The 25,296-nt window shown below is 37.8% G+C and carries 21 protein-coding genes; 10 read left to right on the forward strand and 11 right to left on the reverse strand.

Features of this window, described 5'->3' with window-relative positions:
* The first annotated feature begins 36 nt into the window (after positions 1 to 36).
* The 5 genes from HMPREF9456_RS05510 to xylE all read left to right on the forward strand — a co-directional run bounded on the left by HMPREF9456_RS05510 (position 37) and on the right by xylE (position 8,167).
* Positions 37 to 2,535, forward strand: coding sequence for a glycoside hydrolase family 2 TIM barrel-domain containing protein (locus HMPREF9456_RS05510; RefSeq protein ID WP_006842488.1), 2,499 nt, complete (start codon positions 37 to 39; stop codon positions 2,533 to 2,535).
* Positions 2,536 to 2,805: 270 nt separating this feature from the next.
* On the forward strand, positions 2,806 to 3,522 hold the full coding sequence (locus HMPREF9456_RS05515; protein ID WP_006842489.1) for an NUDIX hydrolase: 717 nt from the start codon (positions 2,806 to 2,808) through the stop codon (positions 3,520 to 3,522).
* 33 nt (positions 3,523 to 3,555) lie between these two features.
* Positions 3,556 to 5,037: a xylulokinase gene (locus tag HMPREF9456_RS05520; RefSeq protein ID WP_006842490.1), complete on the forward strand. Its 1,482-nt coding sequence runs from the start codon at positions 3,556 to 3,558 to the stop codon at positions 5,035 to 5,037.
* A gap of 33 nt (positions 5,038 to 5,070) precedes the next feature.
* Complete coding sequence (gene xylA / locus HMPREF9456_RS05525) at positions 5,071 to 6,399, forward strand: xylose isomerase (protein WP_006842491.1); 1,329 nt, start codon at positions 5,071 to 5,073, stop codon at positions 6,397 to 6,399.
* A 211-nt stretch (positions 6,400 to 6,610) separates the two neighbouring features.
* A complete protein-coding gene (gene xylE, locus HMPREF9456_RS05530) occupies positions 6,611 to 8,167 on the forward strand; it encodes a D-xylose transporter XylE (protein ID WP_006842492.1) in 1,557 nt (518 codons plus the stop codon).
* A gap of 73 nt (positions 8,168 to 8,240) precedes the next feature.
* Here xylE and HMPREF9456_RS05535 read toward each other — a convergent pair whose 3' ends face one another.
* The 8 genes from HMPREF9456_RS05535 to HMPREF9456_RS05570 are packed head-to-tail and all read right to left on the reverse strand — an operon-like array spanning position 8,241 to position 15,196.
* A complete protein-coding gene (locus HMPREF9456_RS05535; protein ID WP_018074796.1) occupies positions 8,241 to 9,353 on the reverse strand; it encodes an ABC transporter permease in 1,113 nt (370 codons plus the stop codon).
* Positions 9,354 to 9,358: 5 nt separating this feature from the next.
* Positions 9,359 to 10,465 carry an ABC transporter permease gene (locus HMPREF9456_RS05540; RefSeq protein WP_026177034.1) on the reverse strand — a complete coding sequence of 369 codons (1,107 nt, stop codon included), beginning with the start codon at positions 10,463 to 10,465 and terminating at the stop codon, positions 9,359 to 9,361.
* A 4-nt stretch (positions 10,466 to 10,469) separates the two neighbouring features.
* Entirely contained in the window at positions 10,470 to 11,213 is a 744-nt protein-coding gene (locus HMPREF9456_RS05545) for an ABC transporter ATP-binding protein (RefSeq protein WP_006842495.1), read from the reverse strand.
* Positions 11,210 to 12,124: an ABC transporter ATP-binding protein gene (locus tag HMPREF9456_RS05550; protein WP_006842496.1), complete on the reverse strand. Its 915-nt coding sequence runs from the start codon at positions 12,122 to 12,124 to the stop codon at positions 11,210 to 11,212. Before HMPREF9456_RS05550 ends, HMPREF9456_RS05545 begins: the two co-directional genes overlap by 4 nt.
* Before the next feature lie 3 nt (positions 12,125 to 12,127).
* On the reverse strand, positions 12,128 to 12,331 hold the full coding sequence (locus HMPREF9456_RS05555) for a winged helix-turn-helix domain-containing protein (RefSeq protein WP_006842497.1): 204 nt from the start codon (positions 12,329 to 12,331) through the stop codon (positions 12,128 to 12,130).
* A gap of 11 nt (positions 12,332 to 12,342) precedes the next feature.
* On the reverse strand, positions 12,343 to 13,242 hold the full coding sequence (locus HMPREF9456_RS05560; protein ID WP_006842498.1) for an HlyD family secretion protein: 900 nt from the start codon (positions 13,240 to 13,242) through the stop codon (positions 12,343 to 12,345).
* A 57-nt stretch (positions 13,243 to 13,299) separates the two neighbouring features.
* Positions 13,300 to 14,565 carry a TolC family protein gene (locus HMPREF9456_RS05565; RefSeq protein WP_026177035.1) on the reverse strand — a complete coding sequence of 422 codons (1,266 nt, stop codon included), beginning with the start codon at positions 14,563 to 14,565 and terminating at the stop codon, positions 13,300 to 13,302.
* A 10-nt stretch (positions 14,566 to 14,575) separates the two neighbouring features.
* Positions 14,576 to 15,196, reverse strand: a complete 621-nt coding sequence (locus HMPREF9456_RS05570; RefSeq protein ID WP_006842500.1) for a TetR/AcrR family transcriptional regulator — start codon at positions 15,194 to 15,196, stop codon at positions 14,576 to 14,578.
* 374 nt (positions 15,197 to 15,570) lie between these two features.
* Between HMPREF9456_RS05570 and HMPREF9456_RS05575 the strand changes: the two genes are divergently transcribed.
* From HMPREF9456_RS05575 to HMPREF9456_RS05590, 4 genes are read left to right on the forward strand one after another with little or no spacing between them, the layout of a single operon-like run.
* On the forward strand, positions 15,571 to 16,077 hold the full coding sequence (locus HMPREF9456_RS05575) for an RNA polymerase sigma factor (protein WP_006842501.1): 507 nt from the start codon (positions 15,571 to 15,573) through the stop codon (positions 16,075 to 16,077).
* 1 nt (position 16,078) lies between these two features.
* On the forward strand, positions 16,079 to 16,507 hold the full coding sequence (locus tag HMPREF9456_RS05580) for a hypothetical protein (protein WP_006842502.1): 429 nt from the start codon (positions 16,079 to 16,081) through the stop codon (positions 16,505 to 16,507).
* Between the two features lie 11 nt (positions 16,508 to 16,518).
* Positions 16,519 to 17,004, forward strand: a complete 486-nt coding sequence (locus HMPREF9456_RS05585) for a DUF6108 family protein (RefSeq protein ID WP_006842503.1) — start codon at positions 16,519 to 16,521, stop codon at positions 17,002 to 17,004.
* 4 nt (positions 17,005 to 17,008) lie between these two features.
* Entirely contained in the window at positions 17,009 to 17,848 is an 840-nt protein-coding gene (locus tag HMPREF9456_RS05590; RefSeq protein ID WP_006842504.1) for an outer membrane beta-barrel protein, read from the forward strand.
* 93 nt (positions 17,849 to 17,941) lie between these two features.
* Here the strand turns inward: HMPREF9456_RS05590 and HMPREF9456_RS05595 are convergent, their stop codons facing one another.
* The 3 genes from HMPREF9456_RS05595 to HMPREF9456_RS05605 all read right to left on the reverse strand — a co-directional run bounded on the left by HMPREF9456_RS05595 (position 17,942) and on the right by HMPREF9456_RS05605 (position 22,871).
* On the reverse strand, positions 17,942 to 21,454 hold the full coding sequence (locus HMPREF9456_RS05595; protein ID WP_006842505.1) for a bifunctional proline dehydrogenase/L-glutamate gamma-semialdehyde dehydrogenase: 3,513 nt from the start codon (positions 21,452 to 21,454) through the stop codon (positions 17,942 to 17,944).
* A 174-nt stretch (positions 21,455 to 21,628) separates the two neighbouring features.
* Positions 21,629 to 22,213, reverse strand: a complete 585-nt coding sequence (locus HMPREF9456_RS05600; RefSeq protein WP_006842506.1) for a hypothetical protein — start codon at positions 22,211 to 22,213, stop codon at positions 21,629 to 21,631.
* A 73-nt stretch (positions 22,214 to 22,286) separates the two neighbouring features.
* Entirely contained in the window at positions 22,287 to 22,871 is a 585-nt protein-coding gene (locus HMPREF9456_RS05605; protein WP_018074798.1) for a Crp/Fnr family transcriptional regulator, read from the reverse strand.
* Between the two features lie 218 nt (positions 22,872 to 23,089).
* Between HMPREF9456_RS05605 and HMPREF9456_RS05610 the strand changes: the two genes are divergently transcribed.
* On the forward strand, positions 23,090 to 25,249 hold the full coding sequence (locus HMPREF9456_RS05610; RefSeq protein ID WP_006842508.1) for an elongation factor G: 2,160 nt from the start codon (positions 23,090 to 23,092) through the stop codon (positions 25,247 to 25,249).
* The last annotated feature ends 47 nt before the right edge of the window (positions 25,250 to 25,296 follow it).

Here is a 25,296-nt window from a genome sequence, read left to right on the forward strand (position 1 = left end):
CCTTTATTTCTAAATTTAAGGATTATAATATCAGACATGAAAAAACATTATCTATTTCTTTTTATTTGTACGGTTCTCTTTTCGTGTTCTTCGTCAAAGAAAGTAAGAGAGAATGTAGACTTTACCGAAGGTTGGAAATTCTATCTGGGCGATGATTCTATAGCATATAATGCTCAATATGACGATGCAAAGTGGAGGATTCTTGATCTTCCTCACGACTGGAGTATAGAAGCAGATTTCTCGCTCAAGAATCCGGCTACTCCCGGAGGTGGAGCATTACCGGGTGGTATAGGTTGGTATCGCAAAGACTTTATAGTAGATAAATCCGATGAGGGAAAGAATGTGTATATCGATTTTGATGGTATATACTGGAATAGTAAAGTATGGATAAACGGACATCTCTTAGGCGAGCGTCCCAATGGATATATTTCGTTTCGTTACGATCTAACCCCATATATTAAAGTCGGAGAAAAGAATGTTATTGCCGTTCGTGTAGACAACTCGAAGCAACCCAATTCTCGGTGGTATTCAGGGTCGGGTATTTATCGCAATGTATGGCTGGTAACTACAAATGCTTTACATGTTGATCATTGGGGTACTTATGTAACTACACCTACAGTAACAAGAGACAATGCCGAGATTAAGATAGAAACGAATATAAAAAATTCATCAGACCTTAGTCAAACATTTGAACTATATTCTATCCTGATAGATAAAGATGGTAAAGAGATTGCTAGAATAAATAATTCAGAAAGTGTTGGTGCTGGAGAGAATGTCTCTATGGGGCAAAGTTTGAAAGTCTCAAATCCAATCTTATGGTCGATAGACAATCCATATCTCTATAAAATAGTAACTCGTATAGAGCAAAATGGGAAAGTTGTAGATGAATATGAAACTCCGTTAGGTATTCGCTACTTTTCTTTCGATCCGAATAAAGGATTCTTTCTGAATGGCGAATCTATAAAGATAAAAGGAGTCTGTAATCATCACGATTTAGGATTCTTAGGAGCAGCCGTTAATACAAGGGCTCTTGAACGTCAGCTCGAAATTCTGAAAGAGATGGGATGCAATGGCATTCGTACCTCTCATAATCCACCTGCACCCGAATTACTCGATTTGTGCGACAAAATGGGGTTCATCGTTATGGATGAGGCTTTCGATATGTGGCGAAAGAAGAAATCACCGTACGATTATTCCCAATATTTCCCTGAATGGCACGAACGGGATTTGACCGATCTTATCCTTCGTGATCGCAACCATCCGTCTATCTTCATGTGGAGTATCGGAAATGAAATTCTTGAACAATGGTCAGATATAAATGCCGATACATTAGATTTGCAACAGGCTAATATGGTCTTAAATTTTGCCAATACATTAAACAAAAAAGATATTGACGCAAAGGAGCTTCACGTAAATTCTCTTTTGACTATAAAGCTGGCTGATATTGCCAAAAAGCTTGATCCTACACGACCGATTACAACAGGAAATAATGAAACAGAGCCATCCAATCATATCTTCCGATCGGGTGCGATGGATATTATCGGTTTCAATTATCATGGAAATAATTGGGTGAATTTTCATGAGAAATTTCCGAATCAAAAGCTGATTATTACAGAGTCTACATCAGGTCTAATGTCTCGAGGATATTACGAAATGCCTTCCGATAGTATGAACATTTGGCCCGAGAGATGGGACAAGCCTTTCGATCGTCCTGTGCATCATTGTTCATCATACGATAATTGTCATGTACCGTGGGGAAGTACTCACGAAGATACATGGAGACTCGTGAAAAACTATGATCATATTTCGGGTGTCTATCTGTGGACAGGTTTCGACTATTTGGGAGAGCCTACTCCATTCTGGTGGCCGTCTCGCAGTTCCTATTTCGGAGTAATTGACCTTGCTGGATTTCCTAAAGATGTATATTATATGTATCAGAGTGAATGGACAAATAAAGATGTTCTTCACATCTTTCCGCATTGGAATTGGAAAGAGGGTCAGACTGTGGATATATGGGCATATTTCAATAATGCTGACGAGGTAGAATTGTTCTTGAACGGCTTATCTCTGGGAAAGAAGGCCAAAGAAAAAGATGTATATCATGTGTTTTGGCGTGTTCCTTTCCACAAAGGTACTCTGAAAGCTGTTTCTTATAAAGATGGAAAAGAGGTGCTGACAAGGGAAGTTAAAACAACAGGTGATCCTATTTCCATAAGGCTTACAGCAGATAGGCAGACAATCAAAGCCGATGGGAAAGATTTGTCATTTATTACGGTTGAGGCTTTGGATGCAGAGGGCAATCCTGTTCCTGTAGCTGATAATCTTATAAACTTTACGATAGAAGGAGATGGTTTTATAGCCGGAACTGATAATGGAGATCCTACTGATCCGAATTCTTTGAAAAAGCCTTCAAGAAAACTGTTTAGTGGAAAAGCTTTGGTTGTTGTACAGTCTCATAAAAAGGCAGGGAAGATAATATTAAAAGCAATTTCTCCTAATTTGAAGGGAGATTCTATAGAGATAGATAGCAAATAATATACTTTTTTATTTAAACATCTTATTGTGATAATTAACATATAGGCTTTCGGGCTTATATGTTAATTTATTTTTGGCTAATGCCTTTATTAGTAGTTCTTTATTAATGTACGAACTACAATATCTTGTTTGTTCTTATTGTATTGTGTATGATATGTAATTAGTTGTAATACAAATATTTAACTAAAAATAGGTATGAGTGTTTGATGGTGTTTTAAAAGGAAGTTATATATTTGTACTTAGTACAATAAGTTTTATAGCCGGATTACCATGAAAATAAACTTCATTCATACTTATGTCTCTGTCGATTGCGTTGTGTTCGGATTCGAGAACGACAAGTTGAATATACTATTGGTGCAGCGTAATACCGATAAAAAAAGCAAAAAAGATCTCAAACTTCCCGGAAGCCTTATATATGATCAAGAAGATGTGGATGATGCTGCAAATCGTGTTTTATTTGAGCTTACAGGGATCAAGAGGATGTCGTTGAAGCAATTTCGTTGTTTTGCCTCACCGGGTAGATCCAATAACCCGGATGATAGAAAATGGCTCGATACAGCTTATCAACCAAATATTAATCGCCTGATTACTGTTGCGTATTTGTCTCTTTGTAAGGTAGACAGAAAATTAAACAATGTTTCTAAATATAAGCAAACAGAATGGTGTCCGATTGATAAAATACCACAAATGCCATTTGACCATAATCAGATCGTAAAAGAATCGCTGGTGGAAATCTGTCGATGGATAGAATACAATCCTGTTATAGTTTTCGAGCTCTTACCTCAGAAGTTTACGATAAGTCAGTTGCATAAACTGTATGAAGCAATATATAATAAGAAAATTGATATACGCAATTTCCATAAGAAGGTAGCAGCGATGAGTTATGTTATTCCTTTGGAGGAGAAACAAAAAGATGTATCTCATCGTGCAGCCCGTTATTATAAATTTGACAAAAAGGCTTATAATAAGTTGAAAACAAGTATATAATCGATTTAAAAAACATAAAAACACACATCTATCATGTATTTATTAGGATATGATATTGGTAGCTCTTCGGTAAAAGCTTGTCTGGTAAATGCCAGCACAGGAAAAATTGTTGCTTCAGACTTTTTTCCGAAAGAGGAAATGAAAATTACAGCTGTAAAATCAGGATGGGCAGAACAAGAACCTGCCGACTGGTGGGCAAACCTCAAACTTGCACATCAATCTGTGATGCAAAAGTCGGGAGCAAAAGGTGATGATATACAAGCTATTGGTATTACCTGGCAAATGCATGGGTTGGTGCTCGTAGATAAAGATAAAAATGTACTTCGACCCTCTATAATATGGTGCGACAGCCGTGCTGTACCTTATGGCGAAAAGGCATTTAAAACTATTGGTGAGGAAAAATGTTTGAGTCATTTGCTTAACTCTCCAGGTAATTTTACAGCATCTAAACTCGCATGGGTAAAGGAGAATGAACCTCATATCTATGAAAAAATAGATAAACTGATGCTGCCCGGTGATTATATCGGGATGAAATTAACAAATGATATCGTTGTTACTATCGAGGGAATGTCAGAAGGTATCTTCTGGGATTTTAAGACAAATACATTATCCGAAGATGTACTGAATCACTATGGAATACCGAAGAGTTTTTTCCCAGAGGTAAAACCTATTTTTGGTATACAAGGCTATGTTTCATCTTCGGCAGCCAAAGAACTTGGATTAAAAGAAGGTATCCCTGTTTCTTATCGGGCAGGCGATCAGCCTAACAATGCTCTTTCTCTCAACGTGTTCGAGCCGGGCGAAATAGCTTCTACTGCCGGAACATCGGGTGTTGTATATGGAGTCTTGGATCAGCTGAACTATGATAAACTATCGCGTGTAAATACTTTTGCGCATGTTAATTATACGCCGGAACAAATCAGACTTGGTGTACTGCTTTGTATCAACGGAACAGGTATTCTTAACTCATGGATGAAACGAAACTTAGCTCTTGAAGGCTTATCGTATAGCGATATGAACGCTTTGGCTGCTCAATCACCTATTGGAGCGAAGGGTATTAGTATTATTCCTTTTGGTAATGGAGCCGAGCGCGTATTGGAAAATAAAGATGTTAATTGCTCGATACATGGAATCAATTTTAATATTCATGATAAGAAAGACATTCTTCGTGCTGCACAGGAAGGCATTGTTTTCTCTTACGAATATGGTATGGAAATTATGCGCGAGATGGGTATGAATATCTCTACAGTGAAAGCCGGATATGCGAATATGTTCCTAAGTCCTATTTTCTCACAAACGCTAGCCAGTGTAAGTGATGTGACTATAGAATTATATAATACAGATGGTGCTGCCGGAGCTGCTAAAGGAGCCGGGATTGGTATAGGGCTTTATGCCACACCTCAGGAAGCTTTTGCTTCTCTCGAAAAATTAGCAGTCATAGAACCTGAGAAAGATAAGAGAGATCAATATAGAGAGGCATATCAACAATGGAGAAATCTGGTAACTAAAAAATAAGATTATTAATCATTTAAAATAAAAACTATAATCATGGAAATTTTAAAAGGAACAAAAGAATTTTTTCCGGGTATTGGAAAAATCAAATTTGAAGGAAAAGAAAGCAAAAATCCATTAGCATTCCGTTTTTATGACGAAAACAAAGTGGTAATGGGTAAAACAATGAAAGATTGGACTCGTTTTGCAATGGCATATTGGCATACACTATGTGCTAACGGTGGTGATCCATTTGGAGGAGCAACTATTCATCACCCATGGAATATAGGAGACGATGCTATCAGCCGTGCAAAATATAAAATGGATGCGGCTTTCGAATTCATGACTAAGATGGGAATCAATTATTATTGCTTCCACGATGTAGATTTGGTAGATGCTGGTAACTCTTGGACTGAATATGAAAAGAATTTGCACACAATCGTAGACTATGCAAAAGAAAAACAAGCAGCTTCGGGAGTAAAACTTCTTTGGGGTACAGCTAATGTTTTCAGCCACGAACGTTATATGAATGGTGCTGCAACAAACCCTGATTTTAATGTAGTTGCAAGTGCGGGAACTCAAATAAAGAATGCTATTGATGCTACTATCGCTCTTGGCGGATCTAACTACGTGTTCTGGGGAGGTCGTGAAGGTTATATGAGCTTGTTGAATACCGACATGAAGCGTGAAAAAGATCACTTGGCTCAAATGTTGACAATGGCTCGTGACTATGCTCGCAAACAAGGATTCAAAGGTACATTCCTTATCGAACCTAAACCAATGGAACCTACTAAACATCAATATGATTTTGATACAGAAACTGTTATAGGCTTCCTTCGTCACTATGGTTTAGACAAAGATTTCAAAGTGAACATTGAGGTTAACCACGCTACTCTTGCTGGTCACACATTCGAACACGAATTGCAGGCTGCTGCTGATGCGGGTCTATTAGGTAGTATCGATGCTAACCGCGGAGATAATCAGAATGGTTGGGATACAGACCAGTTCCCTCTCGATATCTATGATTTTGCTCATGCATGGTTGGTATTGTTGCCTTATGGCGGATTAGGAAATGGTGGTGTAAACTTCGATGCTAAGATACGTCGTAACTCTACAGATATGGATGATTTGTTTATTGCTCATATCTCGGGTATGGATGTATTTGCACGTGGCTTGTTAGTTGCTGCTGATATTCTTCAAAGCTCAGATTACAACAAATTACGTAAAGAGCGTTATGCTTCATTCGATGGTGGAGAAGGTAAAGCTTTTGAAGATGGCAAGTTAACTCTTGAAGATTTACGCACAATTGCACATAAAGTAGGCGAACCTAAGCAAATAAGCGGTAAGCAAGAGCTTTATGAGGCTATTGTAAATATGTATATCTAAACATATAACTAGGGATTGTTTTTAAAAGTAATAACATTCTTATCAAAAGTTCCTCGCTATTGTCATCCTGAGTGTTACGAAGAGTCTCTAAATTATCCGAAAAGAGATATTTGGTTCTGCCGATTTTTGATTCACTTCGTTCGATATGACAACTAGAAAATATAAATTACTTTTAAAACAATCCCTTTGTTCCTTAAATAATTATTGACCAATGAAAAATGAAGCGAGTAAATCATATACGCTAAAACTGACACTGATTGCCACACTGGGTGGATTGCTGTTCGGTTACGACACGGCAGTTATCTCAGGTACGGTAGAATCGCTTCGGCACTTTTTTATAGAGCCGATGGGATTATCCTTGAACGAGGCCAATGCAATGGAGGGCTTCGTGATAAGTAGCGCTCTGATTGGCTGTATCTTTGGTGCGGCTATGGCAGGCTGGGTAAGTCAGACTTTTGGACGTAAAAAAGCATTGTTTGCTGCGGCTATTTTATTCCTATTAGCAGCAATAGGGTCTGCATGGCCCGAAATAGGTTTCCAGATGCCTAGTGCAGGAGATCACTCTTTTGTATATCATTTTGTTTTTTATCGTATAATAGGCGGTGTAGGAGTTGGTATAGCTTCGATGGTCTCTCCTATGTACATCGCAGAAATAGCACCTCCCAGCAAGAGAGGTAGCCTTGTAGGACTCAATCAGTTTGCCATTATATTTGGTATGCTGGTAGTATATTTTGTAAATTATTTTATAGCAAAACAAGGAGACACAGAGTGGCTCCATACAACAGGATGGAGATGGATGTTTGCTTCGTTAGCTATTCCATCAGTCATATTCTTCCTATTATTGTTTATTGCACCCGAAACACCAAGATGGCTTGTGATGAAAGGCCACACCGTAAAAGCAGAAGGTATTCTTACCAAGCTTGTAGGTAACACAATGGCTAAGCAGGAAATGGTAGAAATAAGACAAAGTTTTGATAATGAAGAAACAGCATCATTAAAACCATATTATCGTTTTATGATGACATGGCTTATCTTATTTGTTGTGGGTCTTATTTCGCTATCGTTAGTCGGAGTTTCAAGTGCATTGGAAATCTCTATGATAGCCAGCTTTGTAATAGCATTGTATGTTCCTGTTAAATCTTACGGATTCCTGATTATAATGACAGGCGTATTGTTATCTGCATTTCAGCAATTTGTGGGTATTAACGTTGTGTTATACTATGCTCCCGAAATATTTAAGAGTATGGGATCGGGTACAGATTCGGCACTGTTGCAAACTATCATTGTAGGTATTATCAATCTGTCGTTTACAGTATTGGCTATTATGACTGTTGATAAATTCGGGCGTAAGCCGCTGTTGATTACAGGAGCTTTAGTGATGGCAGTATCTATGCTTGGCTTGGGAACATCTTTTTCTCAAGGACTACCCGGTACATTGAAACTTGTATTTATGCTTACATATACAGCCGGTTTCGCTATGTCATGGGGCCCTGTTTGTTGGGTTATGCTTGCAGAGATATTCCCTAACTCGGTACGTTCGAGTGTGATGTCTATTGCTGTAGCTGCACAATGGGTATCGAATTTCTTAATCTCTTGGACATTCCCTATCATGGACAAGAACGAGACATTAGTAAGTATGTTCAATCACGGATTTGCATACTGGGTATATGGCTCACTTGCAGTTATTGCTGCATTATTTGTATGGAAACGTTTACCTGAAACAAAAGGTAAGACGTTAGAAGATATGGAAAATTTATGGAAAAAATAGAATAACATTTTGAATGTTAAAATAGGTTGATAAAGTAGGAGGTTTGTTGTGATAATAAGCCTCCTATTACTTTTTAGTTCGTCTTTTTATAACTAATGATAGCCCAAGTATTGAAAAACACCACAAAGCCCAGTAAAGCAAACATCTGTGTGGTTAAATCCATAAACACACTACCCTTGAGATAAACCATTCGCATCACTTGTATGAAATACTTCAATGGATTGAAGATTGTAACAATCTGTGCCCATTCGGGCATACTACTTATAGGAGTAAACAAACCACTCATCAATATCAGAATCATTATAAAGAAGAACATCACGAACATGGCTTGCTGCATTGTATTTGAATAGTTGGAAATAACCAGTCCGAATCCGGATACTACCAAAATATAAACTCCCGAAAAAAGATAGATTGTGAATAAGCTGCCAACAGGCAATATCCCATAAACGAATGCTGCGAAACCAAAGCAGATAGTAAGCACTGTGAATCCGATGACCCAGTATGGAATAAGCTTTGCTAAAATGAATGTAAACTTATTTACTGGGGTTACGTTCATTTGCTCTATTGTACCCATTTCTTTTTCGCTTACAATGTTCAATGCGGGTAGAAAGCCGGTTAGCAATGTAAGTAGTATTACCATCAATGCCGGGACCATAAAGACTTTATAATCTAAATTAGGATTGAATTTGTACTGAGGTACCACGTTGATAAGGGGTAATGCTGCACCCTCTCTCTTTGGAGACCATTCTTCTCTGATTTCCGATGAAAAATCGGATAGTATAGCACCCATATATGAAGAACTTAGTGAGCCTTTCACGCCATTGACTGTATTTGCGGATATCATAACATTAGCCACTCCTGCTTTTACAAGGTTTTTCTCAAAATCGGGTTGTATTTCGAGTATAACATCTGCTTTTCCCGACTCGATACTATGCAAAGCTTTATCACCCGATGGAGACATATCCGTAAGATGAAAATATCCGGATGAGGTTGCTTTGCGGACTAATCTTTCGGAATAGGTGCTGTGATCATTATCAACAATGCTTAACTTAATGTTTTTTATCTCCTGATTGGCAGCCCAAGGCATAATGAGCATCATCATAATTGGCATGCCTATGATTAATCTCGGAAGAAATGAGTTCCGCATAATCTGTTTAAATTCTTTTTCGATCAAAAATTTTATCATGATAATCAGCCTAATCTAACTTTAAACTTTTTCAAACTTATTGTAATCAGTAATATGAACATAGATACGAGAATAGCCATATCTTTCAATATAAATTCGACTCTTACGCCTTGTATCATCAGTTTTTTTATGGCATCGATATACCATTTAGCAGGAATGATATTTGATATCCACTGTAGTACTTCAGGCATACTTTCTATCGGATATATCATGCCTGATAACAGCATGACGGGCATCATAAAACCCATTCCCGAAATCAGCATCGCTGTTACTTGCGTATTCGCAATGGTAGATACAAACAGCCCTAGCGAAAGTGCTACCGCAATGAATATGAATGATACAACAGCAAGCCAAAACAGACTTCCCATTACAGGTACTTTGAGAACAAAGTATGATAATAACAATATCGAAGTGAGATTCACTACCGATAGCGTAAAATATGGTACTGCTTTAGCCAGAATAATATAAATAGGCTTTATCGGCGAAGCGAGCAAAACTTCCATTGTGCCCATTTCTTTTTCGCGTACAATGGCTATAGATGTCATCATGGCACATATCAGCATGAGGATAAGCCCCATAACTCCCGGTACGAAATTGTATGCACCTTTTAACTGAGGGTTATACAGCATTTTCACTTCGGGTATTATGCGGAAAGGAACGTTGTGCTCACGCATCAATTCTTGTTGATATGACGATATTATATTTGTAGCATACCCTGTTTGCATGAGCGATTGATTGGGGTCTGTAGCATCGGCTATGAGTTGTATAGAAGCCTCTCCTGTATGTAACAAGTTGCTGTTGAAGTTTTCTCCAAATACAACTACCATGTTTACTTTTCCTTGCCTGAAAACCTGTTCAATATCATCGGAACTATTCAAAACTTGCGAGACTGTAAAGTATTCGCTTGCTTCAAGTTGTTCGATGATGCGCTGTGTCGAAATATCCTTCGAGAGGTCGAATATTGCGATCTCTGTGTTTTTGAGCTCAGTGGTTATAGCAAAGCCAAATATAATGATCTGCACAATGGGCATTCCCAGTAAGATCAGCATAGTACGCTTATCGCGGAATATATGGTAGAATTCTTTTTTTACAAAAGAGAGAAATTGTTTCATAATATCAATTATCAGAGCGTTTTGCTTTTCGTGCCAGTTGTTGGAAAACTTCATCCATATTTTTGGCATTGAACTGGTGGCGCAGATTCTTTGGTGTATCCAGCGCTTCTATTTTACCATCTACCATAATCGAAATTCGGTTACAGTACTCGGCTTCGTCCATATAGTGGGTGGTAACAAATACGGTAATTCCTTTATTGGCAGCCTGATATATAAGTTCCCAAAACTGTCTGCGGGTAGCGGGATCTACTCCACCTGTAGGTTCGTCCAGAAATACAATTTTTGGCTCATGGAATATAGACACAGAGAAAGCAAGCTTTTGTTTCCAACCCAACGGTAGTTCCTTTACCAGTGTATTCCGTTCTTTGATAAAGCCCAGTTCGCCGAGCGTTTGCGAAGTTTTAGTTTCAATAGCTTTTTCTTTCATTCCGTATATTCCTCCAAATAGCCTGATGTTTTCCCATACTTTCAGGTCTTCGTACAAGGAAAATTTTTGACTCATATAGCCGATGCTTTTCTTCACAGCTTCTTGTTGCTTCGATATGTCGTATCCGGCAACGAAGCCTTTTCCCGAACTTGGATAGCTCAATCCGCAAAGCATGCGCATGGCTGTGGTTTTGCCCGCACCATTCGCTCCTAGGAATCCGAATATTTCGCCTTTTTCTACACTAAAAGATATATTATCTACAGCTGTAAAATTTCCGAATTTCTTCGTCAGTTTTTCTGTATGTATAACTGTTTCGTTCATTGTTGTTCGTTTTGAGCCAATAGCATGTAACAATCTTCTATACTTGGCTTTATCTCGTGTATATAAATGCCTGTATGTCCGCTGTTTGCCAGATATTCACTCAGTTCATTTATCGAGAAATCTTTATTTACAGTGATATGGTGTACTTCTCCAAACGCAAAACATGTTTTTACCATACTATGACTCCTAAGATCTTTTAGTAGTTTATACATATCATCAGACTGTACAGACCATAATATCTCGGGATATCGGTTTATTATATTCTGTGGTGTTTCTACATCGAGGAAAGACCCATTTTGTATCAGAGCTATACGATCGCAGAGTTTAGCCTCGTCCATATAAGGAGTGGATACAAGTATCGTAATATTCTGCTCTTTCAGCAGCTTAAGCATATCCCAGAATTCTTTCCGCGACACAGGGTCTACTCCTGTAGTGGGTTCGTCCAGAAATAATACAGAAGGCTTATGTATCAATGCACAGCACAAAGCCAGCTTTTGTTTCATACCGCCGGAAAGTTTTCCTGCTTTGCGATCCTTGAAAGGTTCTATTTGTTGGTATATATCTTTTATCAGATGATAATTTTCTTGTATGGTTGTATTAAATACCGTAGCAAAAAACTCTAAATTCTCTTCCACGCTTAAATCCTGATAGAGCGAAAATCTTCCCGGCATATAGCCTATTCTGTTCCGTATTTCTTTATAATCTTTCACTATGTCCAAACCATCTACCTTTGCATTGCCACTATCTGCAAGCAGTAAGGTAGTAAGTATCCTGAAAAGGCTTGTTTTGCCCGCGCCATCGGGTCCTATAATACCATATATCTCTCCTTGCTCTACATCGAAACTTATGTCGTTGAGAGCCTGTACAGATTTGTAGCTTTTTTTTATATTTTGAACTGAAACAGCTTTCATATCTTATGCATTCAATTCAATGTACAAGTCATCATCTTTCTCCACATAGTTAATCTTGTTTTCTTTAGACAACCATCCCAGAGCCAGATAAATATACATTTCTCTATAGCCTGTTATTACTTCGAGATCATGTATCGTAAGCATTCCTTTTTCGGCAAGTGTATCACAAATAAGTTTTGTATCACTATTTATCAGCTCTTTCAACATAGCTTGTTGTTTTAATTCAATTTTAATTCTCCGTACATTCCATATTTTAGGTATCCATCGTTCTTTACAGCTACTTTTACGGCATATACTAAGTTGGCTCGTTCGTCACGAGTCTGTATCGTTTTAGGCGTAAACTCTGACTTATCCGATATCCAGGTTATAGTCCCTGAATATTCTTTCATTTCTTTCCCTCCAAAGTCTGCATATACTTTTACGGCTTGTCCTATTTTCACTTGTGTCAATTGGCTTGCTGTAATGTATGCCCGAAGGAACATGTGTTCGATGTCTGCTACTTTAAATAAAGCTCTTCCCTGTGTTGCGAGCTCTCCTTGTTCTGCATATTTAGAAAGGATAGTCCCATTGATAGGGCTACTGATAATAGATTTCTGTATCTGATCATTTATTTGGGCTACCTGCACGCCCAGTCCCGAGCTTTGTTCCGATATATTCTTGTTCGAATTTTCTAATAATTCCGTTTGTGCAGTTAACTGCCTTTCAAGAACCAGTATCTGTGCGTTTATATCATCCAATTGTTTTTGGTTTGCAGCGTTTGCCTTTACCAAGTTCTCGAATCGTTTCTGCTCGTTTTTTTGGGTTGCAATTTGTTGCTTTATAGCTGCTATCTGTCTGGGTATATCTACACGCCCGCTCTTTACTGCACTTGTATTGGTGAGAAGCTGCATCTTTTTTAGATATAATTGCACGGTGTCTATATACCCGAGAGGTCTACCTTGTTCTACTTGTTGCCCCTCAATGAAATTGAGCTGCATAATCTTTCCGTTTGCTTCGGCTGATACAATTACCTCAGTAGTCTCAAAAACGCCGGATGCATCATAGTCTCCATTCCCTTTTCCGCAAGCTGTAAGCAAGAGTATAATACTTGCATAAACTATATTTTTTATTGTTTTCATATATTATTTTTCATTTGATGTAGAGAGAAAAGTATATCGTTTTTTCTTACTTCTTGTTTAATTGTTTATTGTATATTTTAAATTGTAAATAGCTTGAAGCAATTCTATCTCATGTCGTATTCTGTCTTGCTTTGCAAGATCTTCTGCATTCACATCGCGCATGAGGTCAATGACGGTTGATGTTCCATTTGTCACCTTTGCTTCAGTTGCCCGCTTTACATTGTTGCGAAGGGTGACTATATCGTCATCATATTTTAGCAGGTCTTTATTCTTGTTTATTTCGTTTTGTTCTTGAGAGGTTTCCAAACTTGTATTGAAAAGGAATGTTTCTCGTGAAGTTGCAATATTATCCTGATTCGTTTCTATTAGTTTCCTGTCGTTTTTTTGTGTGTACAAGCTTCCAAAGTTCCAAGACAAGCGTATTCCTCCGATGTAATATGCCGAGAAATCATTATTGAGCATATTCAGCGCAGGTTTTCCATATCCACCGGTGAGAAATAGTCCAAGTTTGGGCATGTAGCCGGCTTTTATTGCTTTCTTTTGCGTTTCTAGATTTACTAATTGTGCGTCGAACAACTCCAGCTCAGGTCGTTTTACTTGTGATGATATGATTAAATTGTCCGCATTCGGTTTTGGCAGGATGGTATTTTCGTCTAGCTTTTGTCCGATAAGAATACCTAGCATATTTAAGTATGCCTTTTTATTGGAAACGATCTGCGCCTTATTTTGTACAGTTTTCAGTAGCTCTACTTTTATCGCATCCAAGTCTGTTTGATTCGCTATTCCATTGGTTATATAGCTTGATATCAGGTCAAAATTTCGTTGTAACTCTTCTTGTAAAAGTGTGTTTTGCTTCAATCTTGCATCGAGGAGCAAGATGCCAAAATACATTTGGTTTACCTGATAGACTATCTTGTACATATCAACGTCCAGTTGCTTCTGTTCTGCATAGGACGAAGCTTTTGTAATATCCTTTTTGCTGTTTATTATGCCTCCGTCCCATATTGTTTGGGTGACATCTATTGCAGCAGAATACTGATCTTTGCTCAGCCCTTTGATATCTATACCCTTGATATCGATAGGTATCTTTGTCACTTCCGATTGATACGAAGCTTTAGCCGATAATGAGAATTGAGGTAAATAGCCTTTTCCGGCATTTGAGAGATTATATTCTTTCGACCGCTCAATCAACCCGTACCGTTTGATAAGCGGATAATTTTCTTTTGCCATTTGCTGACATTGCTCTATGGTAAGTGTATTTTGAGCAAAAGCTATTGCAGAAAAGAAAAGCGAATATGTGATGATGATTAATGATTTTTTCATGCTGATTCTATTATTCATCTATTTTAAGCATCATTTTTATCCATTGTGGAATTAATGCTTTTCGTTCTTCTATAAATATCTCATATTCTTTTTCTCCGAAAGGAGCATGCAGGTTCATTAATAAAGGCTTTCCTACGATAGGAAAAATAGACATGGATACTATATTTATAAAAATCTGAAGCGGGGCTACTCCTTTTATTTCTTTTTTATCTATTTGTTCCTGTATCTGTTTAAATAGGAAATTATTTGCGATAGATTTTCCTTTAAGTCCCATCTTTTCTATTATTTTGTGAGGATTGGCTTGTATTTCACTTAGAACAAATAACTGAAGATTCGGATTTTTTGAGATAGAGTCTATATAGCGCGCAACAATCATGTCTATCTTATCCGAAAGACTAATATCTTCTGCGTTTACAATATTCACGATCAGTCCAAACATTTCTTGTAAGCTTTCTTTCATGATTATATCAAAAAGCTTTTCCTTACTCCTGAAATAATAGTTGAGCAAGGCAAGGTTTATTCCTGCTTCTTCTGCTATGTCGCGAGTTCGGGCTTGCCCATATCCTTTTTCATGAAATACTTTTCGGGCTGCATTTTTTATTTTTTCTTCTGTCGAAATATCTTTTTCCATTTTGTGATGTATTCTGTTTATTTCTTAATTGAGCTACAAACGTAAATTAAAATATCAATTTAAACAAATGATTAAAAATTATTTTTAAATATTTTGTCAAATTACTTTTATTCGTAGTCTGTAATGTTTTTATGAATAAATTTGTCTTATATAAGTAAGTAGCTTATAAAAACGGAACAGAAAAGTTACAAATAAAAAGAGTGAAATAAGTGTCACTTTTGTCACCTTTTTATTTTAAATTACTTTCTATATTATTGTATATATGTTCATTGTGTTGGTTTTTCGGCAAGGTGATAGTTGAGGCGTTTTTGGTGATATAATTAAAATGTTACTTTTTATGTTACAAATTTCAGTGTGGTTCGTTATCTAGATACATGGAGTTAGAAAAGTTCAAATCGGATGTTGTACCTCTACGCAACAAGCTGCAGAATGTTGCAAAGAATATGCTGGCTAATGAGGTAGATGCTGAGGATGCTGTTCAGGAAACCTTTTTGAGGTTATGGAATCAGCGATCTCAGTTAGGCAATCATCCTAATGTTGGTGGATTTGCAATGCAGACGTTGAAAAATATATGTATTGACAGGTTGAGGGCGGAGAGGCATAATGTTTCGCTCGATGGTATATCCATTGCCGGAAATTCGATAACTCCATATACATTTACTGAACAACAAGACAGTGTGTTGATCATCAGGAATATTATCGACTCTTTGCCCGAAACTCAACGCCATATTATAACATTGCGAGATGTAGATGGATATGAATTGGGCGAAATCGCAGCAATTATAGGCTCTGAGGAAAGTACTGTAAGAGTAAACCTTTCGAGGGCACGTAAGGCTGTTAGAGACAAATTTTTGAGTATGAATAATGTAATACGAAAATAGGATGAGTGATATAGATTTGCTTTTAGAAAAATACTTTGAGGGGCAAACTACCCTGGAAGAGGAAAGTATCTTACGAAATCATTTTCGTCAGTCCGAGATCGAAGATCGGCATAAGGTATATGCACCTATGTTCAACTATTTTTCAGCAGAAAGAAAAGAGGTTGCCGTAGAAAAGAAAAAGAAAAAAATACCTTTTTATGTATGGATAAGTGTTGCGGCTAGTATATTATTGATAATCGGCATCAGATCATTCAATTCAGTATCGGTTGGTAATGATATGGGCGGAACATTTTTATATGTTGATGGTAAGAAAGTTACGGATCAGGCAGAGGTCAGTGTTGCTGCACTCAATTCTATTCGCGTTGTATCAGAAGTCGATAATGATGTAGTGAGCAGCCAAATCGGGATTTTGGATTCTTTTACTGAATAAATTAGAAAATTATGAAATATAAAGTGTTGATATTATATTGTTTATTGCAGATTATATCCATGTCTGCTTTAGCACAAGATCACCTGAATATAAAAAGCATATTTGACAAATATGGCAAACAAGAGGGATCAGTGCTCGTGCAACTATCGTCCGACATACTTTCACAGGGCAGTAATATTACTTTTTATAAAAGTCTTATTATGAATAATGATGTAGCCAAAGAAAGAGACGTTCTAAATCTCCTGAAACTTGATATAGACAAAAATGTGATAGTATCGGAGGTTAAGAAAAATGGAAAAGTAGAGTCGGGGACATATTATGTAGGCAAAGACAAATCGGGCAAAACAGGTGAATATATTTTGTATAAGAATAAACCTGATAAGATAACAATCGTTTATCTGAAAGGGAACTTCCCACCCGCAAGGCTCGATTCGGAGCTGAAAAAATTGAAAGATCTTTTTATTTATGTGAATGATAAACGTTTAAAAATACAATAGTAATATGAAAAAAATAGTTGCGTTCTTAGCTTTTTGTTTTGTTGTAATATCCGCAAATGCCGATGAGATTGTTTTGCAGGATACGATTGTAAAAACAGTACAGATCATCAAGGAGATAAATCGGAATACAGGAGATACCGTTATTGTATCTACGACAGAAACTCAGGAGTTAATACCGAAGGAAGATAACGAGAGCAGTGTTCTTTACAATGGTTCGACCTACAATTTTATCTTTTCGTGGAATAAACGGAAAAGTTTGAGTTCTCACTGGACAGGATTCGGTATGGGATTTATGAACTATAGCGATAAAGATATCCCTTTCGGAAAATTAAAAATGAGCAGTTCTCATAATTTCACAGTCAATCTTTTCGACTTTCAGAAGCAGATAGGAAAAACCAATTGGTTATTTGTTAGTGGAATAGGTACAGAATGGTCTCGTTATCATTTTGATGACAATGCAGCGTTGACACAGGTGAATGGCGTAACATCTTTTGTTCCTGCACCGGAGGGTGTTAATTATAAATCGACAAAGCTATTGGCATATTACATAACTATTCCCCTCTTGTTGGAATATCAGGTGTCAGATTTTCATATATCAGGTGGGGTAGTGGGCTTTTTCAAATACTATTCCAAATCGCAAGTTAAATATTATGAAAACGATAAGAAGCAAGTCGTGAATATGGGACGCGATCTGAATATACGTCCTATAGATATGAGATTGAGGTTGCAAGTTGGGATAAGGGATGTTAGTGTATATGGTTACTATGCTCCATTCTCGATGTTTGAGAAAGATAAAGGACCTGATCTGAATACTTACACCATCGGCGTTATGCTAGGTATATAGAGATTGATTGTTTAGTCATTCCCAATGAAAAAAGAGCCCTTTAACCTAATAACCTAGGTCGGGGGCTCTTCTCTTCATTCAAAAAAATTGGACTTATTTATTATCTTCACCAAAGATGCTGCCGTAACGATGGTATTCGTAAGCAATACTTTGTTCTTTCAAATAGTGCAACAGTTCGATACGTCCTTCAATTAATGGCTTGTCGGATGCAATATGCTTTCCTAATTTTGCCGCTTTCCGATAGATTGCATCAGAAAGGTCTGGAGTACAAGTGCGGACACGTTCGTATGAATCCATTTCTTCTACAAACTTTTCTTCGTCTTGTATCTTGATGTGGATACCCGACAGCATGCTCGAAGCCTTTTCTATAGCCTCTAATTTTTCGTCGCTACCCGAAATACTAACTACAACAGGTGTTCCCGCCCTATTAGACGCTAACAAGATTAACATGATATCGCACAAAGAGTCTGATTCTTGTATGCGCAAACCTATACTCTTGAGAGGTAAATAGCGGAAGATGTTTTCTTCACCATAGAGATGATTCACATCTCTTGCTTTCGAGAATTCGTTTAGCCACGCTTTTGAATAACTGTCGTAAGCGAAGTTTAGGCGAGCCTTTTCTTTTATATCAGTCAGAAGATCACCTATATTGTATTTATATTCAGATCCTCCTGCTACATCTTTCTCGGTGAATTCGACAAAGCATGATACATAATTAGGTCCTCCGGCTTTGATGCCTCCGCCAAAGGCAGAACGTTTCATTCCTCCAAATGGTTGACGGTTTACGATGGCTCCTGTTATACCTCTGTTGATGTACAGGTTTCCTGCTTCAATGCTGTTTTTCCATAGATTGTGCTCTGCTTCATCCAAACTTTGCAATCCGGCAGTAAGACCATACTCTGATGAATTGGCATACTCTATTCCTTCTTTCAGTCCGTCTATGCATACAACAGATAATAGAGGGGCAAACAACTCATTCTTAAACGTAAAGCTACCCGGTTTAACACCCCATTTTACAGTCGGCTTGAGTATATATTTCTTATCATCCAAAAACTCCGGAGCAACGAGCCACGATTCACCCGGTTCGAGATTATTGATGGCATGCATCAACTTATCATTGTCGTTAGTTATCATTGGACCTACCATATTCATCGTATCCCATACACTACCTGTACGCATGCTTGTAACAGCATCTCGAAGTTTCGACTTGAAGTTCTCGTCATTGTATATTGTTTTGTCTACCAGGAATAGAGAACATGCCGAGCATTTTTGTCCTGCATTCCCGAATGCCGACGATACCACATTTTGTATGGCATGATCCTGATCGCCATTGGCAGTGAGTATGATTGCGTTCTTACCTCCTGTTTCTGCCGATAATGGAGTCTTAGGGCTGTTTTCTAATAGGCGGAATGCAGTATCGGTACCTCCGGTAAGTATTATATGTTTCACGGATGGATGAGTAGTAAGATAATCTAATGACGAACGATCTGCACTGCATACAACTTGTAGCGCATCTTTAGGTACACCCGCATCCCAGAAGCATTTCGCAAATTCCCAAGCTATTGGTAGTGCTACTGTAGCAGGCTTTAGGATAACAGTATTTCCTCCGGCCAAAGCAGCTGCAACGCCTCCTACCGGAATTGCAAGAGGGAAGTTCCAAGGAGGGATAACCAAGATGATACCCTTCGGTTTGTACTCAACAGTACTTAGTCCTGCAAACTGCTTCATCGTAATCGGATAAAAGCGGCAGAAGTCGATAGCTTCAGATACTTCTACGTCTCCCTCACCGAATGTCTTTCCAGTGATAGCTGCCATGCACCCGATAAGGTCTCCCCGCTTGGCGCTTAACTTTTCGGCTACTTGGTGGAGTATCTCATTTCGTTTGTTTACATCCGTCTTTCTCCAGTCCGATTTGTCTTCTTCGGCGATACTTATTATTTCCTTTATCTGATCGAGTGACGATAGATTTGCTTCGCAGAAACAAACCTGATCATTTCGGCTGCGATCATAGTATTTCTTTTTATGCTCGGTAATAACTTCTTTATCTCCTATCTGAACAGGGACAACAAAGTTTTTATCGTCTACAACTGTACCCCATTTGCGCAGTGATTCTAATGCCCATTCTCTATTTGGACCTAAGTCAAGATCGGTGTCGGGTTCGTTATGAAATATATTTATATTTTCTACAGGGATAGGTTTCTCTTTCCTGTTTTGTGTTCTGAATGATTTTGGGACTATATTATCTTTCAATTTATATGCTTCAAGGAACTGATTTGTAAGGAAGTTCCATTGAGGGCTATCAAGCTTCAGGTTAAATGAATAGCTAAGGAAGTTGTCTTTTCCTGTATTTTCATCCAGACGCCGAACGAGATATGAAATAGCATTAAGGAAGTGCGCCTTTTTAACTACCGGGGTGTACAGAATGATTTGTTTATTCAAACCTCTTATAACCCGTGGAAGGTTGTTTGCCATTCCCTCAAGCATCTCGAAAGTGACACAATCGCCAACGCCATTCTTTTCACTGAGCAGATAGGCATAAGCAATACTAAAGAAATTGTGCGATGCTACACCTACATGTAACGCTTTTGCATTTTCGGGCTCTAAGGCTATGTCGAGAATGTGCATATAGTTGGCATCTACTTCTACTTTTGTGGGTAGTATCGGATTAGGCCACCCTTTCAGAGAAGATACAATACTCTCCATCTGAAGATTTGCTCCTTTTACCAAGCGCATTTTTAAAGGAGAGCCTCCTTCGGCCACACGTTTCTTCGCAAATTTTAATAAGCGTTCCTGAAATAATCCTGCATCGGGTAGATAGGCTTGTATTACAATACCTGCCATGTAATTCTTGAATTGAGGCATGCTCAATACTTCTTCGAATACATCGAGCGTAAGGTGTGTATCTTTATATTCCTCCATATCCAGATTCACAAATTTAGGTCGGGTTACTCCGTTCTGATCTGTATATGGATAATCTATTGCCTGCTGGTAAATGGTTGCGACTAATTCGCAAAGCTCTTTTTTGTTTTGCTCGTAGCTTAAGGAATGTATTTGAGCATATATGCCCGATAACTTGATTGAAATATAATTTATATCCGGCTCTTTCAACGCTTCCAGATAATGTTCGTATCTATTCTTTGCTTCGCCATCGCCAAGAACGACTTCACCTAATAAATTAACATTTTGCCCTATTTTGGAATTCCATCTGCCAGATAAATGCCCTGTAAGTGTAGGACGTTCTTCGGCTATGATTATTTTGTTGGTTTCTTCACGTAATCTTCTATTAAATAGGGGAACCGCTATTCCGGGAGCCAAAGAACCAAAGTTCATAAAAAGTTTTAGCTGGAGCCGATCGAATGAGCTAAAGAAATCGGGGACGCCATACTCGTTGATAAGTTCTTTCATTCGCTTAACAACAAGTTTTTTATCTCGTATCTGCGACGACTCGTCCAGCATCTTAGATAAGACAGTTTTATTAGAGGGGGTTTGAATGAGTGAAGCAAACTTTTTTTGCTCTTTTACTTCCTCGGGGGTTAACTCTTTTTCTGCTCTTACGAGAAAGTCTTTTGCCCATTCAAGGACTTCTTTAGTCGTGATTTTTTCCATAGGTGTATATGCTGTTAACAAGGTTTTATTTAGAAACCTAAAGTTATATCAAAAGCTTGATAAAATGACTCTGATAAGTGAAAAAATATCACAATTTTAAGAGTGGAGACTTTAAAGCAATAGAAGGCTCTTAATTAAACAATTAAGAGCCTTCTGTGAGGTTGTAAAGATAAATTATTTACTCCATATTCTGTATCCTATCCTGAGTACGGGTGAAATATCCATATTCGGGATATTGTATTGTAGCTGATCAAAATCAAGATTTTTATCTTTTCTCAAATATACATGTACGGCCGGTTGTATATAAAGATTGCGCCATATAAAAAATTGGTAACCGATTCCACCTCCAAAATCAAGACTTCTCATATCCTTTTTAACACCTGTATCTTTCTGTTCAATTTCAAATTTATGAGCTTCTATAAATGTATATATGTCGAGATTCTTCCACACATTATACCCTAAGAATAAACCCGGAGCGGTTTTGTAATACCTTTTAAAGTCGTCGGCTGAATTGTTTATTCCCGCTCTCTCGGCATTGTACGATCCTCCATTAATGACACTAACTCTTACTCTCCATCTTTCATATCTATACCCTAAGGCAAAATGATACCCTCCGGTAAGAAACATGGGAAATAAACTTTCTGCTTCAAAAGCTTGCTTTACTTCGTAGCTTTGCTTTTTTATCTGAGGTATACTTTCTTGTGCAGATATACTAACTGCCAATCCAAGAAGAATGAATACTATTAATTGCTTCTTCATATTCTGATATTTTAATAATTATGACAAATATCCGGATAGAAAAGCAATTGATTACTCCACATTTGTTACCAAATTATTCTTTCTTGAAAATAGTATTTCTTATACGGCTTAATGATTTAGGTGCAATTCCGAGGTAATTAGCAATATAATGCAGGGGGATTCTTTGAAATATTTCAGGATAATTTCGGAATAGTTTTATATACCTTTCTTTTGCAGACAGAGTTTGTAAATCGATACTCATTTGAGTCATTTTTATAAAAGCTTGCTCTGTGAGTATTCTCCCAAAATGTTCGAGAGAAGGTATTTCCCGATAAAGATAAGGCAGATATTTTTCTTTTATTATCCAGAGCTCACAATCCTCAATAGCTTTTATATTAAGATGTGAAGAGAGTCTTTTGAGACGGCTATAATTATCAGTTACCCACTCACCTTCAAATGCCATATCAGTGGTCATATCATTGCCATTCTCCAGTTCCTTGCAGTATATCAATACACCTTTATTAATGAAAGCTATAAAATTACAGATTACCCCCTCATTCAAGAGGTATTCATTCTTTCTTACAATTTTATATTCGATATGGGTACTCAATATTTCCCATTCTTGGTCTGAGAGGGAAATGATAGTTTCGATATAGCTTTTTATTTTTTCGGTATCCATCGATTCATTTATCTCAATATGAGCAAAGGTAAGCAATCATTGATAATTTATTTTGAATCTTTTTGTTGAAATTCATAATATGCTAACATTTATAACTAAATAACATACGTTTTTTTGCTATTTCATCAGAACATTTCATTAATTTTGGAAAACATCGCCTCAAAATGGAGGCAATTTGGTAAAAGGAATAATATTAACCATGTAAAAAACATTTAGCCATGAGAACTTACCAAACACAAGAAATCAAGAACATCGCAATTCTTGGTAGTTCGGGAGCGGGCAAAACCACTCTCGCCGAAGCCATGCTCTATGAAGCCGGCGTCATTAAACGCAGAGGAAGTGTTAAAGATGGAAATACTGTCTCGGACTATTTCCCTGTGGAAAAAGAATATGGATATTCCGTTTTTTCCAGCATTTTCTCTGTGGAATGGATGAACCGAAAATTGAATTTTATTGATTGTCCGGGATCTGATGATTTTGTCGGAAATGTTGTTACATCACTCAATGTGACAGACACTGCACTTATGGTACTTAATGCTCAGTATGGCATGGAAGTGGGTACTATAAATCAATTGAGATATACTCAAAAGCTTCAAAAACCTGTTATTTTCATCGTTAATCAACTTGATCATCCTAAGGCTGACTTTGATAACGTTGTCGCTCAACTGAAAGCTGAGTATGGCGAAAAGGCAGTACAAATACAATACCCTATCAATTGTGGCGAAGGTTTTAATGCTGTGATTGATATATTAAAATATAAAATGCTCAGATGGAAACCGGAAGGTGGAGCTCCTGAGGTGCTTGATATTCCGGATGAAGAACTGGAAAAAGCAAGAGAATTAAAGCAGAAATTAGTAGAAGCCGCAGCAGAAAATGAAGAGTCTCTGATGGAAAAATTCTTTGATCAGGGAACACTCACCGAAGATGAAATGCGTATGGGAATCCGTTGGGGATTAGTGCATCGTGATTTATATCCGATTTTCTGTGTGTCGGCCGAAAAAGATATGTGTGTGCGTCGTACAATGGAGTTTCTAGGAAATGTAGTTCCTTACGTACGCGATTTACCGGCTCCGGTAAATACAGAAGGAGAAGAAATAAAACCGGATTCGGAAGCTCCAACCAGCTTGTTTTTCTTCAAAACAACCGTTGAGCCTCATGTAGGTGAAGTGTCATACTTTAAAGTAATGAGTGGAAAGGTACATGAAGGCGATGATCTTATCAATACAAATAGGGGCTCTAAAGAACGTATGGGACAAATATTCGCTCCTGCAGGACAGCAACGTACAAAAATAGAGGAGCTTGTAGCGGGCGACATCGGTGCGGCAGTGAAGCTCAAAGATGTTCGTACCGGTAATACTCTGAATGCAAAAGGCGTTGATAATAAATTCGACTTTATAAAATATCCTGATCCTAAATATCGTCGTGCAATAAAAGCTGAAAACGAAAAAGATACTGAAAAAATGAATGAAGTATTGCAGCGTATGCGCGAAGAAGATCCTACATGGTTAATAGAAAATTCGAAAGAGCTAAAGCAGTTGATCGTATCAGGACAAGGAGAATTCCATCTTAAAACATTGAAATGGAGAATTGAAAACAATGATAAGATTCCAATTGTTTTCTCAGAACCTAGGATTCCATATCGGGAAACAATTACCAAAGCCGCTCGTGCAGACTACCGCCACAAAAAACAATCCGGGGGAGCCGGACAATTTGGAGAGGTGCACCTGGTTGTAGAGCCATACACAGAAGGTATGCCAGCACCTGATGTATATAGATTTAATGGTCAGGAATTTAAAGTGCAGGCACGTGATACCCAAACATATAATTTAGATTGGGGTGGCAAACTCGTATTTGTTAATAGCATTGTAGGAGGTGCAATTGATGCTCGCTTCCTTCCCGCCATCCTCAAAGGTATCATGGCTCGCCTTGAACAAGGACCGCTAACAGGTTCTTATGCCCGTGACGTTCGTGTAGTTGTATATGATGGTAAAATGCACCCGGTAGATTCGAATGAAATATCATTTATGCTTGCCGGCCGCAATGCCTTTAGTGAAGCATTTAAAAACGCAGGACCTAAGATTCTCGAACCTATATATGATATAGCTGTATTTGTTCCTTCCGACAAAATGGGGGATGTAATGAGCGATCTACAGGGGCGTCGAGCTATGATCATGGGGATGGAAAGCGAACGAGGAATTGAAGTCTTGAAGGCAAAAGTTCCTTTGAAAGAAATGTCTAATTATTCTATCTCGCTCAGTTCCTTAACGGGAGGCCGTGCTTCATTTACGATGAAGTTTGCCAGCTATGAGCTCGTACCTTCGGATGTTCAGGATAAGCTGTTGAAAGAATACGCAGAAAGTCAGAAAGACGAAGATTAATAGAAATCAGTTTTTTGTAGAAATAAGAAAAGGAGTGAAAAAAACAT

This window comes from Dysgonomonas mossii DSM 22836 (genome assembly GCF_000213575.1).
GTDB lineage: Bacteria > Bacteroidota > Bacteroidia > Bacteroidales > Dysgonomonadaceae > Dysgonomonas > Dysgonomonas mossii.

Excerpts from the sequence above, each read along its gene's own strand:
- HMPREF9456_RS05510 (WP_006842488.1), top strand. The coding sequence starts at position 37 with ATGAAAAAACATTATCTATTTCTTTTTATTTGTACGGTTCTCTTTTCG.
- HMPREF9456_RS05515 (WP_006842489.1), top strand. The coding sequence starts at position 2,806 with ATGAAAATAAACTTCATTCATACTTATGTCTCTGTCGATTGCGTTGTG.
- HMPREF9456_RS05520 (WP_006842490.1), top strand. The coding sequence starts at position 3,556 with ATGTATTTATTAGGATATGATATTGGTAGCTCTTCGGTAAAAGCTTGT.
- xylA (WP_006842491.1), top strand. The coding sequence starts at position 5,071 with ATGGAAATTTTAAAAGGAACAAAAGAATTTTTTCCGGGTATTGGAAAA.
- xylE (WP_006842492.1), top strand. The coding sequence starts at position 6,611 with ATGAAAAATGAAGCGAGTAAATCATATACGCTAAAACTGACACTGATT.
- HMPREF9456_RS05535 (WP_018074796.1), bottom strand. The coding sequence starts at position 9,353 with ATGATAAAATTTTTGATCGAAAAAGAATTTAAACAGATTATGCGGAAC.
- HMPREF9456_RS05540 (WP_026177034.1), bottom strand. The coding sequence starts at position 10,465 with ATGAAACAATTTCTCTCTTTTGTAAAAAAAGAATTCTACCATATATTC.
- HMPREF9456_RS05545 (WP_006842495.1), bottom strand. The coding sequence starts at position 11,213 with ATGAACGAAACAGTTATACATACAGAAAAACTGACGAAGAAATTCGGA.
- HMPREF9456_RS05550 (WP_006842496.1), bottom strand. The coding sequence starts at position 12,124 with ATGAAAGCTGTTTCAGTTCAAAATATAAAAAAAAGCTACAAATCTGTA.
- HMPREF9456_RS05555 (WP_006842497.1), bottom strand. The coding sequence starts at position 12,331 with ATGTTGAAAGAGCTGATAAATAGTGATACAAAACTTATTTGTGATACA.
- HMPREF9456_RS05560 (WP_006842498.1), bottom strand. The coding sequence starts at position 13,242 with ATGAAAACAATAAAAAATATAGTTTATGCAAGTATTATACTCTTGCTT.
- HMPREF9456_RS05565 (WP_026177035.1), bottom strand. The coding sequence starts at position 14,565 with ATGAAAAAATCATTAATCATCATCACATATTCGCTTTTCTTTTCTGCA.
- HMPREF9456_RS05570 (WP_006842500.1), bottom strand. The coding sequence starts at position 15,196 with ATGGAAAAAGATATTTCGACAGAAGAAAAAATAAAAAATGCAGCCCGA.
- HMPREF9456_RS05575 (WP_006842501.1), top strand. The coding sequence starts at position 15,571 with ATGGAGTTAGAAAAGTTCAAATCGGATGTTGTACCTCTACGCAACAAG.
- HMPREF9456_RS05580 (WP_006842502.1), top strand. The coding sequence starts at position 16,079 with ATGAGTGATATAGATTTGCTTTTAGAAAAATACTTTGAGGGGCAAACT.
- HMPREF9456_RS05585 (WP_006842503.1), top strand. The coding sequence starts at position 16,519 with ATGAAATATAAAGTGTTGATATTATATTGTTTATTGCAGATTATATCC.
- HMPREF9456_RS05590 (WP_006842504.1), top strand. The coding sequence starts at position 17,009 with ATGAAAAAAATAGTTGCGTTCTTAGCTTTTTGTTTTGTTGTAATATCC.
- HMPREF9456_RS05595 (WP_006842505.1), bottom strand. The coding sequence starts at position 21,454 with ATGGAAAAAATCACGACTAAAGAAGTCCTTGAATGGGCAAAAGACTTT.
- HMPREF9456_RS05600 (WP_006842506.1), bottom strand. The coding sequence starts at position 22,213 with ATGAAGAAGCAATTAATAGTATTCATTCTTCTTGGATTGGCAGTTAGT.
- HMPREF9456_RS05605 (WP_018074798.1), bottom strand. The coding sequence starts at position 22,871 with ATGGATACCGAAAAAATAAAAAGCTATATCGAAACTATCATTTCCCTC.
- HMPREF9456_RS05610 (WP_006842508.1), top strand. The coding sequence starts at position 23,090 with ATGAGAACTTACCAAACACAAGAAATCAAGAACATCGCAATTCTTGGT.